We start from the raw sequence: 16649 nt of genomic DNA on the forward strand, positions 1-16649 counted from the left end.
GGCAGCTCACCTCCAGGCTGCGGCGAACAGCGCCCGGGTCTCGGTGAGGAGCTCGGGCAGGGTCTTGGTGCGCCCGATGATCGGCATGAAGTTCTGGTCACCTGCCCAGCGCGGTACGACGTGCTGGTGCAGGTGGGCGGAGATGCCGGCGCCGGCGATCGCGCCCTGGTTCATCCCGATGTTGAAGCCCTGCGCCCCCGAGACGGTGCGGACCACGCGCATCGCCTGGCGGGTGAGGTCGGCGATCTCGGCCGCCTCGGCGTCGGTGGTCTCGGTGTAGTCGGCGATGTGACGGTAGGGGCAGACCATCAGGTGCCCGGGCGCGTAGGGGTAGAGGTTGAGCACCACGTAGGCGAGCTCGCCGCGCACGACGACCAGGCCCTCCTCGTCGCCGAGCGTCGGGATCCGGCAGAACGGGCACTGTTCGGCCGACGAGCCGGCGGGCTTGTTCTCGCCGCGGATGTAGGCCATCCGGTGCGGCGTCCACAGCCGGTCGAGGTCGTCGGGCTCGCCGACGCCGTCCTGGTGCACCGCTTCGTCAGGCTGGCTCATGGGGATCACCCTAGGGCGGGCGCTCAGTACTGGTGGAACCAGCGTCCGAGGTCCGACTCGATGCCCGGGCAGGTGAGGTTCTGGTCGCGTCGGTCCTGCACCCACTGGCCGAGGACGGCGTCGCCGCCCTGGATCGACTCCCCCGCCCCGCAACGGCGCAGCGCCTCCTCGGCGGAGGTCTCCCCGGCGGCGCGCCACTCGGGCAGCCCGAGGGTGAGGTCGTCGACGATCTGCGCCCACAGGTACGGCGTGGAGTAGACGCCGACCGCGTAGCCGGCCGCGCGGTAGCCCTTGACCGAGCCCTCGACCACGGCGGCGTTGGCGACCGGGTCGGCGCTCCACTCGAAGTCCTTGACGGGCTCGACGTCGACCCAGACCAGCGGTGAGCGCAGCCCGGCGCGGCGCATCGCCGCGACGGCGTAGAGCGCCTGGTGGTAACCGGTGTTGGCCAGCGCGCCGAGGCGGGTGGCGCCGTCGTAGGGGCCGCTGGCGCCGTGCTCGGCGACCGCGGCGCGCTGCGGCCAGCTCGCCACCGCGTACGCCGCGGCCATCAGGCCCCGCTCGCGCACCCAGGCGACCTGGTCGCGCAGGCAGGGGTTCTCGGTGAAGCCGGGGCCGTTGGTCAGCCCGATCACCACGTACTCGGCCTGCGCGATCGGCATCGGCATGCCGAGCGTGCGCCGCTCGGGGATGCCGAGGCCGGGCGGGCACTGCGGCCAGCTGATGTCGGCGCCCAGCACCGCCTCCCCCGACGCCCGCGGCTTCGGCTTCCGCGGCTCCGGCAGGTCGGCGGCGGCCTGCTCGGCGAGCTCGGCCAGCGCCTGCAGCCGGGCGGCCTGGTCGTCCTGGACCGGCTTCACCACCGAGGTGGGGCCGGCGCTCGGCGCGGACGGGTCGGGCAGCGCGGGCTGGGTCTCCTGGGCCGGAGCGCAGCCGGCGAGCAGCGCGGCGGCGAGCACCAGGCCCGCGCCGCACCGCCGCACCCGCTCAGACCTGGACGCGGCTCTCGACCGCCTCGACCACGCGACGTACCGCCTCGTCGATGTCGACGCCGTTGTCCTGGTCGCCGTTGCGGTAGCGGAACGACACCGCGCCCGCCTCCACGTCGGCGTCGCCGGCGATCAGCATGAACGGGACCTTCTGCATCTGGGCGTTGCGGATCTTCTTCTGCATCCGGTCGTCGGACTCGTCGATCTCGACCCGGATCCCGGCCTTCTTCAGCCGCGCCGCCACCTCGTAGAGGTAGTCGTTGTGCCGCTCCGCGATCGGGATGCCGACGACCTGGACCGGCGCCAGCCAGGGCGGGAACGCGCCGGCGTAGTGCTCCACCAGGACACCCATGAACCGCTCGATGGAGCCGAACTTCGCGGAGTGGATCATCACCGGCTGCTGGCGCGAGCCGTCGGCGGCGACGTACTCGAGGTTGAAGCGGTCGGCCGAGGGCTGGTTGAAGTCGTACTGCACGGTGCCCATCTGCCAGGTCCGGCCGATGGCGTCGCGCGCCTGCACCGAGATCTTCGGGCCGTAGTAGGCCGCGCCGCCCGGGTCGGGCACGAGCTCGAGCCCGGTGGCCACCGCGACGTCCTCGAGGACCTGGGTGGCGACCGCCCAGTCCTCGTCGGAGCCGATGAACTTGTCCTTGGCGGCGTCGCGCGTGGACAGCTCGAGGTAGAAGTCGTCGATGCCGAAGTCGCGCAGCAGGCTGAGCATGAAGTTGAGCAGGTGCTCCACCTCGGCCGGTGCCTGCTCGGGGGTGACGTAGGAGTGCGAGTCGTCCTGGGCGAAGCCGCGCACCCGGGTCAGCCCGTGGATCACGCCGGACTTCTCGTGACGGTAGACGTGGCCGAACTCGAAGAGCCGCAGCGGCAGCTCACGGTAGGAGCGCTGGCGCGAGCGGTAGATCAGGTTGTGCATGGGGCAGTTCATCGCCTTGAGGCGGTAGTCCATGCCGTCCACGTCGAGGGCCGGGAACATGCCCTCGCCGTAGTAGGGCAGGTGACCGGAGGTGTAGAACAGCCCCTCCTTGGCGAGGTGCGGGGTGCCCACGTAGTCGAAGCCCTCCGCGATGTGGCGCTCGCGGACGTAGTCCTCCATCGCCCGCTTGATCACCCCGCCCTTGGGGTGGAAGACCGGAAGGCCGGAGCCGATCTCGTCGGGGAAGCTGAACAGGTCCAGCTCGCGGCCGAGCTTGCGGTGATCGCGGCGCTCGGCCTCCTCGATGCGGTGCAGGTGCGCGTCCAGCGCCTCCTTGGACTCCCAGGCGGTGCCGTAGATGCGCTGCAACTGCTTGTTCTTCTCGTCGCCGCGCCAGTACGCCGCGGCCGAGCGCATCAGCTTGAAGGCGGGGATCCGCTTGGTGGTCGGCAGGTGCGGGCCGCGGCACAGGTCCTTCCACGCGACCTCGCCCTTGCGGTTGAGGTTGTCGTAGATCGTCAGCTCGCTGCCGCCGACCTCGACCGAGGCGCCCTCGGCGGCGTCGGCGGAGTTGCCGGCGCCCTTGAGCCCGATCAGCTCGAGCTTGTACGGCTCGTCGACGAGCTCGTTGAGGGCGTCGGCGTCGGAGACCACCCGGCGGGAGAACTTCTGCCCCTCCTTGATGATCTTGCGCATCCGGCTCTCGATCTTGGCGAGGTCCTCGGGCACGAACGGCGTCTCGACGTCGAAGTCGTAGTAGAAGCCGTTCTCCACCGGCGGGCCGATCCCGAGCTTGGCGTCGGGGAAGATCTCCTGGACGGCCTGGGCCATCACGTGCGCGGTGGAGTGGCGCAGGATGTCGCGCCCGTCGGCGGAGTCGATGGCCACGCCCTCGACCTCGTCGCCCTCGACCAGCTCGTAGGCGAGGTCCTTGAGCTGTCCGCCGACGCGGGCCGCGATGATCGCCGGGTCCTCGGCGAAGAGCTCCCAGGCCTTGGTGCCCGCCTCGAGGGTCCGCTGCGTCACCGTTCGCCCAGAGCTCTCGTCTGCGCTGACGACGGTGACCTTGATCTCGGACACGTGGAGGCCTTTCCTACGAGGGTCGTGCGGACTCGGTGATCGTATCGGGCTTGGCCGACACGACGTACGACGCACACATGGACCGCACCCGCACGCGGGCCCGGGCCGCTGCCCCGGACCCGCGGGTCGCCGGGGTCACGGGACGACGAGGGTGATCGTCTCGGCCACGCAGACCGGCCGCTCACCGCCCTCGGCCTCGACCGACCACGAGGTGCGGACCTGGGCCCCTGACGACACCGACGTGACCGACCTGAACGTGGCCGAGCCCCGGATGCGGGTGCCGGTGCGCAGTGGTGCGGGGAACCGCACCTTCTCGGAGCCGTAGTTGAGCCGGGCGCTGCCCGCTTCGATCCGGAAGAGCCGCAGCCCGAATCCCGGCAGCATCCCGAGCGTGAGCAGGCCGTGCACGATGGTGCCGCCGAAGGGCGACTCCGCGGCCCGCGCGGCGTCGACGTGTATCCACTGGTGGTCGCCGGTGAGGTCGGCGAAGGTGTCGACATCAGCCTGGTCGAGGGTGACCCAGTCGGTGGTGCCGAGCGGCTCGCCGACGCAGGCCTCGATCTCCTCGATGCTGGAGAGGACGCGCATTCAGACCACCCGCTCGAAGACCGCCGCGAGCCCCTGGCCGCCGCCGATGCACATGGTTTCCAGCGCGTAGCGTCCCTCCCGGCGCTGCAGCTCGCGGGCGAGCGTCGCCAGCATCCGGCCTCCCGTCGCTCCGACGGGATGGCCCAACGAGATCCCCGAGCCGTGGACGTTGGTGCGCTCGTGGTCGGCGTCGGTGAACTTCCACTCGCGCATCACCGCCAGCGCCTGCGCGGCGAACGCCTCGTTGAGCTCGATCAGGTCGATCTCGTCCAGCGACAGGTCGGCCCGGTCGAGCGCGGCCTGGGTCGCCGGGACGGGACCGATGCCCATGATCTTGGGCTCGACACCCGCGACCGCCCAGCTGACCACGCGCACCAGCGGGGTGAGGCCGAGCCGCTCGGCATTCTCCGGGGTGGTGACGATCGACAGCGACGCGGCGTCGTTCTGGCCGCTGGCGTTGCCGGCCGTCACAGTCGCCTCGGGATCCACGCCTGCGAGGATCGGCTTGAGCTTCGCCAGCGACTCCATGCTGGTCTCCGGGCGGGGGTGCTCGTCGACGGTGACGACCGTGGACTCGCCACGGCGACCGGGCACCGTCACGGGGACGATCTCCTCCGCCAGCACGCCGGACTCCTGGGCGGCGACGGCGCGCTGGTGCGACTGCACGGCCAGAGCGTCCTGCTCGTCGCGAGGGATCGCGTACAGCCGGCGCAGGTTCTCGGCGGTCTCGAGCATCCCGCCCGGCACCGGGTAGTGGCGCCCGCCAGCGGTGGAGCGGGCCCGGGCCAGGCTGTCGTGCATCGTGACCCCCGAGCGAGCACCGCCCCAGCGCATGTCGGTGGAGTAGAACGAGGCGTTGCTCATGCTCTCGGTGCCGCCGGCCACGACCAGGTCCATAACGCCGGTCTGCACCTGCATCGCGGCGTTGAGCACGGCTTGCAGCCCGGAGCCGCAGCGCCGGTCCAGATGCTGGCCCGGCACGCTGACCGGGAGCCCTGCGTCGAGCGCCACGACGCGGCCGATGGCGGGCGCCTCGCTGTTGCCGTTGCAGTGGCCGAGGATCAGGTCGTCGACCTCCTCGCCCGGCAGGCCGGTCCGCTCCATCAGGCCCCGGAGCGCCGCGACTCCCAGGTCGACGGCGGTGAGGTTGGCGAACATGCCGCCGTAGCGGCCGATCGGGGTCCGGATCGGTTCGCAGATGACTGCTTCACGCATGGGCATGGGGAGTGCCTTCCTTCAGAGGGTGTGCGTCGAGGGTGGTGCGGGGCGCGCCGTCGGGGCCCGACAGCTGCGCTGTGACCCGGGACGAGTGCTCGTCGTGGGTGATGCGGGCGGGCTCGGCGCAGAACAGCGGAGCCCGGTTGCGGTGCTGCAGGCGGACCGGCCCGTCCAGCGCTCCCGCCTGCCAGAGGGACTCGGCCAGCAGGAGCGTCATCAGCGGTCCGTGCACGACCAGCCCGGGGTAGCCCTCGACACCGGTGGCATAGGGCCAGTCGTAGTGGATCCGGTGGGCGTTGGCCGAGGCCGCGCTGAAGCGCATCAGGACCGTCGGGTCGGTGACCACGTCCCAGCCGGCCACGCCGGTCTCGTCGCCGGTACGGCGTCGTAACGGCGGGCCGGACGGCTCCTGGTCGGTCGGCGGGAGCGGGGCGGAGCCGGAGCGGGCGCCTGCCTCGCGATAGAGGATGTCCTGACGCTCGACCAGGCATAGCCGGCCGTCCTCGCCGAGCACCCTCGACTCCACCACCACGAGCACGAGCGGTCCGGAGCGACCGGTCTTGTCGGACGCCGACAGGACCCTGGACTCTGTGCGGACCTGCTCCCCCACCACCGGAGCGCGGTGCCAGGCGACCTCGCCGCCGGCGAACATCCGCCGGGGCAACCCGACGGGCGGCAGGAAGGAGCCCGTCAGCGGGTGGCCATCGGAGCCCAACACCGACGAGGGACTCCAGCGGGGCAGCGCCACCCAGTGCCAGAGCGGCGGCAACGGATCGCCGAGCTCAACTCGGCGGCCATCGTCCAACAGCGCAGTCAACGCCTGCACGGGCACGGGGCCGACGACCTCGACGGTGACCGAGGTCGTCGGTTCCCACCCGTCGTACGAGGGCCCCTCGTAGGACGCGCCCGGTGAGGGGGCGAAGGGAGCAGGCACTGTCACATGAACCGTCCACCGGTGACCTCGGCGACGGTGCCGGTCATGTAGGACGAGAGGTCGCAGGCGTAGAAGAGCGCGACCGAGGCGACCTCCTCGGGCTCTCCGGGGCGGCCCATCGGGATCTCGGCCATCTTCTGGTCCCATGCCTTCTGGGGCATCGACTCCGTCATCGCCGAGCGGATCAGGCCGGGCTGGATGGCGTTGACCCGGACCCCGTGGTGGGCCATCTCCTTGGCCGCGGCCTTGGTCATGCCGACGATGCCGGCCTTGCCGGCGGAGTAATTGGTCTGCCCGACCATGCCGACCTTGCCGGAGAGCGAGGAGATGTTGACGATCGAGCCGGCCTTCTGCTCCCGCATGCGGGCCGCTGCCAGCCGGGTGCCGTTCCAGGTGCCCTTGAGGTGGACGCTGATGACGAGGTCGAAGTCGTCCTCGGTCATGGTGCGCATGGTGGCGTCGCGGGTGATGCCGGCGTTGTTGACGAAGACGTCGAGGGAGCCGAAGGCGGCGACCGCAGAGTCGACCAGTCCCTGGACGTCGCCGGCGTCGACCACGTCGCAGCGCACGCCGAGGGCGCGCTCGGAGCCGAGCTCGGCGGCGGCCTTCTGAGCGGCGGCCTCGTCGAGGTCGCCGATCACGACGCGGGCCCCCTCCTCCACGTAGCGGCGGGCGATGGCCAGGCCGATGCCCTGGGCGCCTCCGGTGACGACGGCGGTGCGGCTGTTGAGCAGGGACATGGTCAGGCTCCTTCGTTGCTGCGGTCACGAGCGATCAGCTGGGCGGCGATGACGTTGCGCTGCACCTCGTTGGTGCCCTCGCCGAGGATCATCAGGGGGGCGTCGCGGAAGTAGCGCTCCACCTCGTACTCCTTGGAGAACCCGTAGCCTCCGTGGACGCGCATGGCATCGAGGGCCACCTGCATGGCAGTCTCGGAGGCGAAGAGCTTGGCCATCCCCGCCTCCATGTCCGCGCGGCGACCGGAGTCGAGACGCTCGGCGGCGTCGGCGGTCATCAGGGCCGCCGCCTTCGTCCGGGTGGCCATGTCGGCCAGCAGATTGCCCACGGACTGGTGCTTCCAGATCGGCTTGCCGAACGACTCGCGCTGCTGGGCGTAAGTGACCGCGTCGTTGAGCGCGGCCCGGGCGACGCCCACGGCACGGGCTGCGACCTGGATCCGGCCGAGCTCCAGGCCGCGCATCATCTGCTGCCAGCCAGACCCCGGCTCCCCGCCGAGCACGCAGGACGCGGGCACCCGCAGGCTCTCGAACGTCAGCTCGCAGGCCTCGACGCCGCGGTAGCCGAGCTTGGGGATCTTGCCGGAGACAGTGAGGCCATCACCGGGCTCGGCCAGCAGCACGCTCATCCCCGCATGCGCAGGGGAGGCGTCGCGGTCGGTCTTGCACAGCAGGCCGATCAGCCCGGAGTGCTGGGCGTTGGAGATCCAGGTCTTGGAGCCGTGGACCACGAAGTCGTCCCCGTCGCGGACTGCGTAGGTGCGCATCGCTTGCAGGTCGCTGCCTCCGCTGGGCTCGGTGAGGGCCATGGTCGCCCGCACGCTGCCGTCGGCCATCCGGGGCAGCCAGTGACGCTGCTGCTCGGCGGTTCCGAAGGTACGGATCAGGTACGTGATCACCGAGTGCCCGCCGATCGCCCCGGCCAGGCTCATCCAGCCCCGGGCGAGCTCCTCGGTGACCCGTGCGAAGCACGCGGTGCTGACGTCCACGCCGCCGTGCTCGGCGGGGATCAGGAGCCCGAAGAAGCCGAGCTTCTTCATCTCCTCGATGAGCTCTTCGGGATAGACGTCGTCCGCCTCGTAGGTGCGCACGTTGGGCCGCACGCGCTGGTCGACGAAGTTGGCCACCAGACGGACCATGTCCTGCTCGTCGGGGGTCAGAGCGTTCGTGGTGCTCATCGGTTCTCCTCGTGCTCGGAAGGGTTCTGGGAGGTGGGGAAGGTGGTGACGATTCGCCGGGCCCGGTCGAGCACGGGCTTGTCGACCATCCGGCCGTCGACGACAGCGACGGCACCATCGGCGACGGTGGCCAGCACCCGCTCGGCCCATCGGACCTCGTCGGCCGAGGGGGCGAACCCGGCGCGCACCGCGGGCAGCTGGCGGGGGTGGATGCAGAGCTTCCCGGCGAAGCCCCGGCGCCGGGAGCGGGTGCTGTCCAAGGTCAGCAGGTCGGGTTCGTCGACGGCAGCGGTGACGCCGTCCACCGGTCCGGCCAGCCCCGCGGCCGCCGAGGCCAGGACCAGCCCTCCACGAGCCGCGGCCAGCGCCTCGTCGTCCTCGGGATCGACGCCGAGCTCGGCGGCGAGGTCGAAGGTGCCGATCGCGAGCCGTACGACACCGGGTGCGGCCGCCAGCACCGGGGCCGCCAGCACCCCGCGTGCGGTCTCGATCAGGGCGACGATGGCGGAGCCCTCGGGGAGCCGCGCGAGCAGGGCGGTGAGGTCTTCGGGGTCCTCGGTCTTGGCGACCATCACGGTCACGCCGGTGGGCAGGCCGGCGAGCGCCTCGACGTCGGCCTCACGCTCCGCGGTGTCGGCGTTGACCCGCACCGCACAGGGTCCGGTGGCGGTCGGCAGCCAGGCGGTCACGGCGGCGCGCGCGGCCCCCTTGGCCGTCGGCGCCACGGCGTCCTCGAGGTCGAGTACCACCACGTCCGCCCCGGCCGCGGCGGCCTTGTCGAACCGCTCGGGCCGGTCGCCGGGCACGAAGAGCCAGGTGACCGCCGTGGCGGCAGAGCCGGTCATGCCGGCACCCCGCTGCCGTCGCGCACCACACCGGTGCGGACGAGCTCGTCGATGCGTACGCGCTCGAGACCCAGCCGCTCGGCCAGCACCTCGGTGCTGTGCTCGCCGATCCCGGGCGCGTGGGCGCTGCCGGCCGACGTCCCCTGCACCTCGATGGGTGAGCCAGGCGCCAGGTACGGGCCGACGCCCGGCTGGTCGACGGTGGCGAAGAGTGGGTGGGTGCGCAGGAGCGCGGCGTCGTCGGCGGCGAGGTCGGCGAAGCTGCGGTACGGCGACCACAGGATCCGGGTACGGGACAGGCCATCCGAGACCTCCGCCCATGTGCGGGTGGAGACCCAGGACCCGAGCAGGCCGAAGAGGGCGGCCCGGTGCCGGTAGCGCGCCCCCTCGTCGGCGAAGTCGGCGCCGAGGACCTGCTCCAGGCCGGCCACGACATCTTCGAGCCCTGTCATCGCCAGCAGGTCGCTCCACTGTCGAGGGGTCAGGGCGACGAACATGAAGCGGACGCCGTCCGAGGTGGTCAGGTCGGTGCCGAACGTGCCGTGGATGTCATTGCCCTCGCGCTGTCGCACACCGCCGAGCTGCGCCTCCGCGAGGTAGCCGAGGTTGCCGGCGAGCGCCAGCGCGACGTCCTCCAGGGCGATCCGGACCGCGTGTCCCTGCCCGGTCCGGCTTCGGTGCCGCTCCGCTGCCAGCAGACCGGTGGCCAGGTAGAGCCCGGCAGCGACGTCCCAGGCCGGCAGGACGTGGTTGACCGGAGTGGCGAGCCCCTCGGGGCCGGTGATCAGGGGGAAGCCTGTCCCGGCCTGGACGGTGTAGTCGACGGCCGTGCCGCCGTCGCGCCGACCGGTCAGGGTCACGTGGACCAGGTCCGCGCGCCGGGCGCTCAATGCCTCGTGGCCCAGGTCCGGCCAACGCTCCGAGTTGGTCACCAGGATGCCATCGCCCTCGACGACCAGGTCGGCCACCAGACGGCGACCCGCCTCCTCGGCGAGGTCGACCGCGAGTGCGCGCTTGCCTCGGTTCAGTCCACTCCAGTACAGGCTGGTGCCCGAGGGGGCCAGCGGCCAGCGGCCTCGGTCCGGTCCACCTCCCAGCGGCTCCACCCGGATCACGTCGGCACCCAGCTGCGCCAGGGTCAGGCCGGCCAGCGGCGTCGCGACGAAGCTCGACAGCTCGACGACCCGTAGGCCCGCGAGGGGCCCGGCCGGCTGGGCCGTCTCCTGCGCGGTGCCCGGGTGGAGTCCGGAGTGGCTCATGCGTGCTCCTCAGTTCTGTGGTGGGGGGTGCGGGCCGCTGTCGCGGCGGGCTCCGTGCGGGGGTGACGACGGCGTGCCCGGGCGCTCACACGCTCACCGCCGACGCGTTCACCAGCTGCTCGTGCCGCGGCTCGGCAGGCGGCCCGACCAGCACGATGACGAGGGTGACCGCGGCCAGCACCGCGGGCCCTGCGAAGACCAGCAACAGGCTCCCGGTGGGGTAGCTGAGCGCCACCCAGGCGTAGCCCACCGCCAGCCCCGAGAAGCGCACCATGTTGTGGATGCCCAATGCGGTGCCGTTGCCGGCGGCCGGCGAGCGCATCACCCCCAGTGCCGAGACCGACTGCACCGATCCGATCGCGCATCCGCTGATGGCCAGTACGGCGAAGGAGACGACGAGGGGCAGAGCCGGGCCGTCCAGGGTGAGCGCGACCGAGAGCAGGAGCGGGCTGCACACGAGCACCGCGAGGCCGGCATGCAGGACCCGGCGCGGCGTGATCCGCTCCCCGATCAGGGAGGAGACCGGGGCGAAGAGGGCCATCGAGGCGGCCAGGGCGACGGTGATGGCGCCGATCCGGCTCGGCGAGAGACCGAAGTCGCGCCCCAGCTCCAACGGCGTCGCGACGATGAAGACGCCGAGGATCGCCATCGACGCGCCTGCCGCGGCCGTGCTCCGGTAGTAGCGGCGCTCCGCGAACAGGCGCAGGTCGACCAGGGCCCGGCTGCTGCGCCGAGCGAGCAGCAGGTGGCCCAGCACGCCGAGAACCCCCACCGCCACCAGCGCCACGCTCGCCTGCACCTGGCCCCCTTGGCCCACGACGGTCAGGCCACCGACCAGGCCGCCGGCTCCGACGACCAGGGTGAGCATTCCGGTCACGTGCATCGGCGGCCGGCCGGCCGGGACTCCCGGCACGCTGCGCCACAGCAGCAGGGCCAGCAGACCCGCGAGCAGGGCGTGGGTCACGAAGACCCCACGCCAGCCGACCAGGTCGGCCACGACTCCACCGAGTGGTGGGCCGAGCGCTTGGCCGATCCCGATCGCGGAGGCCCAGGCGGCCATCACCCGCGAGCGGTTGCTGGCCCAGAAGTGCCCCAACGTCTGCTGGACCGCCGGAGGGATCGCGGAGCAGGCCACCCCCTGGAGGGCCCGCATGCCGACCAGGACGCCGAGGTTCGGGCTGAGCGCCGCCCCCAGTCCCGCAAGCACCATCAGACCGAGGGAGGCGATGAGGAAACGACGAGGACCCAGCCGCTCGCAGAGCCAGCCGGCCATGGGCGCGAACACCACCATGGCGATCGTGAACGCGGCCACCGCGAAGATGACCTCGCGGGAGTCCGCTCCCAGCCCGTCGGCGATCCGGTTGATCGGGGAGGTGATGATCGTGCTGGACAGGGTCCCCAGCGTGGTGCTGGCCAGCAGCACGACGTAGGCGACCCGGTTCGGCTGGTCGGTCATCGCAGGTAGAGCCGGACTGTGTCGATCTCCTCGCGTAGCAGCCGGACGTCCTCCGACGTGGGCCAGGGCGTCTCGAGCACCTCGTCGGCGACCGCGAGGTCCCAGCCGGTGGCCGATCGCACCTGCTCGACTGTGACGCCAGGGTGCACCTGGGCCAGCTCGAGCTCGCCGAAGCGGTCCGGGCGGCGCAGCACCCCCAGCGGAGTGATCACCGTGGACACCCCGTGCCCGGGCGGCACCGCCCGCGGGTCGAGGTCCCGGACTCGCACCGGGCTCGGCGAGGTGCAGAAGTCGAGCTCGGCCGGAAAGGCGCCCGCGTCGTGCCTGCGCAGCACCGTGATGCACTCCTTGGCATTGGGCATGATGTCGACGGCGCCACCCGAGCCGGGAAGCCGCACCGTAGGGGTCCGCCAGTCGCCGATGAAGCTGGTATTGAGGCTCCCCCACCGGTCCACCTGGGCCGCTCCCAGGAATCCGACGTCCACGTGGCCGCCCTGCAGCACGTAGCCGAAAAGGGCCTGCAGGTTGACGACCGCCTCGGCGCCCGAGACCAGTACGGAGTCCGCGATCCCCTCGGCCATCCCCTCGGGGTGGGCCCCGCAGACGCCGGACTCGTAGACCAGCTCGATGTCGGGGCTCACCGTGCGCATCGCCAGGTCGACGGCCAGAGTGGGCAGCCCCACCCCGGCGAAGACCCGGTGCTTGCCGGCGAGCTCGCGGGCCGCCACGGTGGCGAGGAACTCGGTGCTGGAGACGGTGATCCCCGCCGGTCCCGTCTCGTGCGTGGTACTCACCAGGACCTCCGTCCGTAGTCGACCTGTCCGGAGAGCCGCTCGCCGACCGCGTTGCCCCGCCACCGCCCCGCACCGAGGTGCTCCAGGTAGGCGGCCCGGTCGGGGAGGTCGTGGACCCACTCCTGCAGCCACGACCGCAGCCGCTGGGGGTCCCTGCTGATCGCCGTCCACTCGCGGTAGAAGGCGTTGTCGCGGTCGTAGTGGCCCTGTGCGTACGACGGGTGGGCGCCACCGGGGCAGTGCACCACCGCGTCGACCGCGTGGGCCGGAACCAGAGTGCGGTTCGGGTCCGCGCGGACCACCGCGTCGTCGACGATCTCCTCGACGGTGACGATCACCTTGCGCGCCGCGTAGGCGACCTCCTGGATCGCACCGACGATGCCCCAGACCTGGACGTTGCCGAAGCGGTCGGCGCGCTGGGCGTGCACCACGGTGACGTCGGGGGCCAGCGGCGGGACGACGTGCACGTCGGGGCCGCCGTAGGGGTCCTCCACCTTGCGGATCCGGGGATTCAGCACCGGCAGGTCGCTGCCCGCGTACGACTTGAGCGGGAAGAACGGCAGCCCCGCGGCCGCCGCTTGGTAGCGGCCGTACATGCCGTAGTGGCTGTACTCCTCCACCTCCAGCGGCTCAGGGTCGGAACGCTCGATGCGACGCCGCAGCTCGTGCAGGGACCCCGCCGAGCCGCTGGCGAAGAAGGAGGCGATCAGCTTGCTGACGCACCCGGCGGCGATCATCTGGTCCGCGATCAGGTCCGGGGTCATCCGGCACAGGGTCAGGTCCCGGCGTCCCTGGCGGATGATCTCGTGACCGGCCGCGAAGGGAATCAGGTGCCCGAAGCCTTCCAGGGCCACGGTCATCCCGTCCTCTACGTGCTCAGCGATCGCGTCGGAGAGCCCGCGGGTCTTCACCTCGGTCATGGCGAGGTGCCCCCTTCCACCGGAGTGCTCAAGGTGGCGGGACGCTCCACGACCTCGTCCTTGACGCCGTCCCCGGATGCCTCCGCCCCTTTCCCTTCGGTGGTGGCGGGACCGGTCCGCGCCGGCAGCAGGAAGGTCGCCACGCCCAGCGCGGCCACGATCACGAGACCGACCAGGCTGCTGATGAGCTCCGGCGCCAGGATGAGGGCGCCGGCCGGCACGCCGATGATCCGGGTGACGGGATGCAGATGCCGCTCCAGCCCCACGGCGTAGCCCTCGAAGGCGCAGGCCATCACGAAGACGCCGACGACGGCCAGGACCACGGTCACGGCGATGTCGCCTGCCGACCCCTGGGCGACGAGCGCCGGGTTCGCCGCGAAGCAGAACGGGATGACGTACTTCACCATGCCCAGGCGCATCGCGGTCAGGCTGGTCTTCATCGGTCTGGTCCCGGCGATGCCTGCAGCCGCGAACGAGGCGAGGGCGACCGGCGGGGTGATGTAGGAGACGGTCGCCCAGTAGATGACGAACAGGTGGGCGGCGATCGGGTCGATCCCCAGGGTGACCAGGGCGGGGGCCATCACGATCGCCAGCAGCACGTAGACCGCGGAGACCGTCATGCCCATGCCGAGCACGAACGAGGTGACCGCACCGGCGATCAGGATCAGCACGACGCTGCCGCCGACGGCGCTGACCAGTTCACGGGCCAGCGACAGCGAGACCCCGGACATGGACAGCCCGCCGATGATCAGGCCGACGCCGGCGATGATGCCGAGGATCTCCGCGATCGTGCGACCGGCCTTGAAGACCACGTCGGCCAGGCCGCGCGCTCCCATCCGGTCCTTGGGGCGCACCATCGTGTAGGCCAGCAGGGCGGCGGCGATGAGGAAGGGTGCCTGTGCCTCGCGGCGGTAGACCACCAGCAGGAACGTCAGGGCGATCAACGCCGTGACGTAGGGCCAACCCCGCAGCAGCGTCGGCAGGAATCGGGGCAGCTCGGCGCGCCGGAGACCGCGCAGTCCGCGACGGGCGGAGTACGCGTCGACCTGGGTGAAGATGCCGAGGTAATAGAGCACCGCAGGGATGGCGGCCGCGACGGCGATCTCGCTGTAGGGCACGCCCACGAAGGAGACCATCAGGAACGCCGCGGTGCCCATGATCGGCGGGGTGATCGAGCCGCCGGACGAGGCGGTGGCCTCGACACCGGCGGCGTACTCGCCGGTGAAGCCGCTGCGCTTCATCGCCGGGATGGTCAGCGGCCCGGTGGTGAGCACGTTGGAGACGGCGCTGCCGCTCATCATGCCCATGCAGGCCGAGCTGACCACCGCGACCTTGGCCGAGCCGCCGCGGCGGGTGCCGAGCATGGCCTGCGCGAGGTCGTGGAAGAACGCTCCTCCGCCGACCGACTGCAGCACGACGCCGAAGAGCAGGAAGCCGACCAGGATCCCGGCGGCGGTCTGCAGCGGCAGTCCGAGGATGCTGTCGACGCCCATCGCGTGCATCCGGGCCGTGCCCTCGAGGTCGAACTGGATGCCGGTGAGGAAATCGATCGGCATCTGTGAGGCGAACAGCGGGTAGACCGAGAAGACGCCGGCGATGATCGTCACCACCAGCCCCGCGGTGCGGCGCAGCGCCTCGAGCACCAGGGCCCACAGCAGGTACGACGCGGCCAGTGCCGTGGTCGGGCCGCCGTAGTCCCAGCCCTCGTTGATGATGTTCTCGGCGTTCAGGCCGAACCACCCCGGGACGGCCAGCGCGACCACGGCCAGCGCGACGTCATACCAGGGCACGGTGCCGCGCTGTCCGCTGCCCATCGGGAACGCGAGGAAGACGATGGGCAAGAACGCGGCCAGCACGTAGTAGAGGAACGTACTGCGCAGCATGCCGCCGCCGAACGGGTTCCAGTAGAAGACCTGGCTGATGGTGATGGCGATGCCGGCGAGCGTCAGCGCGATCACCACCCAGCGCCAGATCCCCCGGCATCGCGCGACGGAGCCGTGCTCCTCGTCCGCCTCGATGAGGACCTTGGTCTCGGTCATCATGACTCCAGGTGCTCGTTCTTCCAGGAGACCCAGGCGTCGTGCAGGTCGCCGTCGCCGCCCTCGGCCTCCAGGAAGGCGTCCCACTCGTCGTCGAGCTGGTCGGCGCGCTCCAGCAGCGCTTCCTGCTGCGCGGCCGCCTCCTCGCTCCAGGCGTCGTTCTCCTCCAGGTAGGAGATGAGCCCCGGGTGGAACGGCACCTCGCGCGGGCCGGCCTGGACCTGATCCAGGTTCCAGGCGTCCGTGGTCGCGGTGGCATCCTTGTAGGAGTCGTAGTTCTCGTTGAGTGCCTCGACGATCGCGCGGACCTCGTCCTCATCGGCGTCCGCGTAGGCGACCACCGGCACGGTGTAGAGCAGGCCCATCGCGGACTCGCCGTCCTCCAGACCGGGGGCGTCGGTGAACTCGCCGATCTCGGTGGAAGGCGCGATCTCCGCCACCGTGGAGACCTTCTCCTCGGAGGTGTCGTCCATGCTCAGCCAGCGCACCGCGACGGCGGACTCGAGCTCGTAGAGCGAGGCGCCGTAGACCTGCTGGAACAGCACGTCGATCTTGCCGTTCTGCAGCGCACCGGGCTGGTCGCTGTAGCCGACCTCGACGACGTCGACGTCGTCCCAGGTCAGGCCTCCGTAGGCGAGGAACGCCTCGAGCTTGTTGTTGACCGAGGGGTTGGCGGTGATCCGCGGGAACTTCTTACCGCGGAGGTCCTCGAAGGTCTCGATGCCGGAGTCGTCCTTGACCATCAGACCGTGCGGGGCGACCGGCGCCCAGACCACGCGGAGGTCCTGGGGTCCCCAGTCCTCGTTGGCGAAGTCGTAGTCGCCCTCGAAGCCGAAGATGTACTCGTCACCGGTGCGCGCCAGCGATGCCTGCTCCTCACGGAGCGGGGTGAGCCGACCCACCGCGGTGTCGGAGGTGATGACCCGCACGCCGGTGCCCTCGTTGGAGGTGATCGCATCCGCCACCGCGGCCACGTCGGCGTAGGTGGAGGTCCCGGTGCCGTAGGTGCTCCAGACGATCTGGTCCGGCATGCCCTCGGTCACCTCGGTACCACCGCAGGCGGCCAGGGAGAGGGCGGTGATCGCGGCCAGCGCGGTGCCGATGACAGGCTTCCTCATGGCAGTTCCCTTCATCA

At 71.4% G+C, this 16649-nt stretch carries 15 protein-coding genes; all 15 read right to left on the minus strand.

The window, feature by feature from the left end; genetic code table 11:
• Window positions 1-6 precede the first annotated feature (6 nt).
• Window positions 7-552, minus strand: a complete 546-nt coding sequence (locus tag AC6EI4_RS18240; RefSeq protein WP_498425137.1) for an HIT family protein — start codon at window positions 550-552, stop codon at window positions 7-9.
• A 23-nt stretch (window positions 553-575) separates the two neighbouring features.
• The gene (locus AC6EI4_RS18245; RefSeq protein WP_498452323.1) at window positions 576-1535 is read right to left on the minus strand and encodes a hypothetical protein; all 960 of its coding nucleotides are present in this window, start codon (window positions 1533-1535) and stop codon (window positions 576-578) included.
• 4 nt (window positions 1536-1539) lie between these two features.
• Complete coding sequence (thrS, locus tag AC6EI4_RS18250) at window positions 1540-3546, minus strand: threonine--tRNA ligase (protein WP_498425135.1); 2007 nt, start codon at window positions 3544-3546, stop codon at window positions 1540-1542.
• A 135-nt stretch (window positions 3547-3681) separates the two neighbouring features.
• Window positions 3682-4134: a MaoC family dehydratase gene (locus AC6EI4_RS18255; protein ID WP_498425134.1), complete on the minus strand. Its 453-nt coding sequence runs from the start codon at window positions 4132-4134 to the stop codon at window positions 3682-3684.
• Entirely contained in the window at window positions 4135-5349 is a 1215-nt protein-coding gene (locus AC6EI4_RS18260; protein ID WP_498452324.1) for an acetyl-CoA C-acetyltransferase, read from the minus strand.
• Complete coding sequence (locus AC6EI4_RS18265; protein WP_498452325.1) at window positions 5342-6292, minus strand: HTD2 family dehydratase; 951 nt, start codon at window positions 6290-6292, stop codon at window positions 5342-5344. The genes AC6EI4_RS18260 and AC6EI4_RS18265 overlap by 8 nt, the downstream gene beginning before the upstream one ends.
• Complete coding sequence (gene fabG, locus AC6EI4_RS18270; RefSeq protein WP_498452326.1) at window positions 6289-7026, minus strand: 3-oxoacyl-ACP reductase FabG; 738 nt, start codon at window positions 7024-7026, stop codon at window positions 6289-6291. The genes AC6EI4_RS18265 and fabG overlap by 4 nt, the downstream gene beginning before the upstream one ends.
• 2 nt (window positions 7027-7028) lie before the next feature.
• Complete coding sequence (locus AC6EI4_RS18275; protein WP_498452327.1) at window positions 7029-8201, minus strand: acyl-CoA dehydrogenase family protein; 1173 nt, start codon at window positions 8199-8201, stop codon at window positions 7029-7031.
• Complete coding sequence (locus AC6EI4_RS18280) at window positions 8198-9046, minus strand: HpcH/HpaI aldolase/citrate lyase family protein (RefSeq protein WP_498452328.1); 849 nt, start codon at window positions 9044-9046, stop codon at window positions 8198-8200. The genes AC6EI4_RS18275 and AC6EI4_RS18280 overlap by 4 nt, the downstream gene beginning before the upstream one ends.
• Window positions 9043-10305 carry a CoA transferase gene (locus AC6EI4_RS18285; protein WP_498452329.1) on the minus strand — a complete coding sequence of 421 codons (1263 nt, stop codon included), beginning with the start codon at window positions 10303-10305 and terminating at the stop codon, window positions 9043-9045. Before AC6EI4_RS18285 ends, AC6EI4_RS18280 begins: the two co-directional genes overlap by 4 nt.
• Window positions 10306-10390: 85 nt before the next feature.
• Window positions 10391-11761, minus strand: coding sequence for an MFS transporter (locus AC6EI4_RS18290; protein ID WP_498452330.1), 1371 nt, complete (start codon window positions 11759-11761; stop codon window positions 10391-10393).
• On the minus strand, window positions 11758-12555 hold the full coding sequence (locus tag AC6EI4_RS18295) for a CoA-transferase subunit beta (protein WP_498452331.1): 798 nt from the start codon (window positions 12553-12555) through the stop codon (window positions 11758-11760). Before AC6EI4_RS18295 ends, AC6EI4_RS18290 begins: the two co-directional genes overlap by 4 nt.
• Window positions 12552-13475, minus strand: coding sequence for a CoA transferase subunit A (locus tag AC6EI4_RS18300; protein WP_498425125.1), 924 nt, complete (start codon window positions 13473-13475; stop codon window positions 12552-12554). Before AC6EI4_RS18300 ends, AC6EI4_RS18295 begins: the two co-directional genes overlap by 4 nt.
• Window positions 13472-15514, minus strand: coding sequence for a TRAP transporter permease (locus tag AC6EI4_RS18305; RefSeq protein WP_498425124.1), 2043 nt, complete (start codon window positions 15512-15514; stop codon window positions 13472-13474). The genes AC6EI4_RS18300 and AC6EI4_RS18305 overlap by 4 nt, the downstream gene beginning before the upstream one ends.
• Window positions 15514-16632, minus strand: a complete 1119-nt coding sequence (locus AC6EI4_RS18310) for a TAXI family TRAP transporter solute-binding subunit (protein ID WP_498452332.1) — start codon at window positions 16630-16632, stop codon at window positions 15514-15516. Before AC6EI4_RS18310 ends, AC6EI4_RS18305 begins: the two co-directional genes overlap by 1 nt.
• Window positions 16633-16649 lie beyond the last annotated feature (17 nt).

The sequence above is a fragment of the Nocardioides sp. Z43_10 genome, from assembly GCF_059766615.1.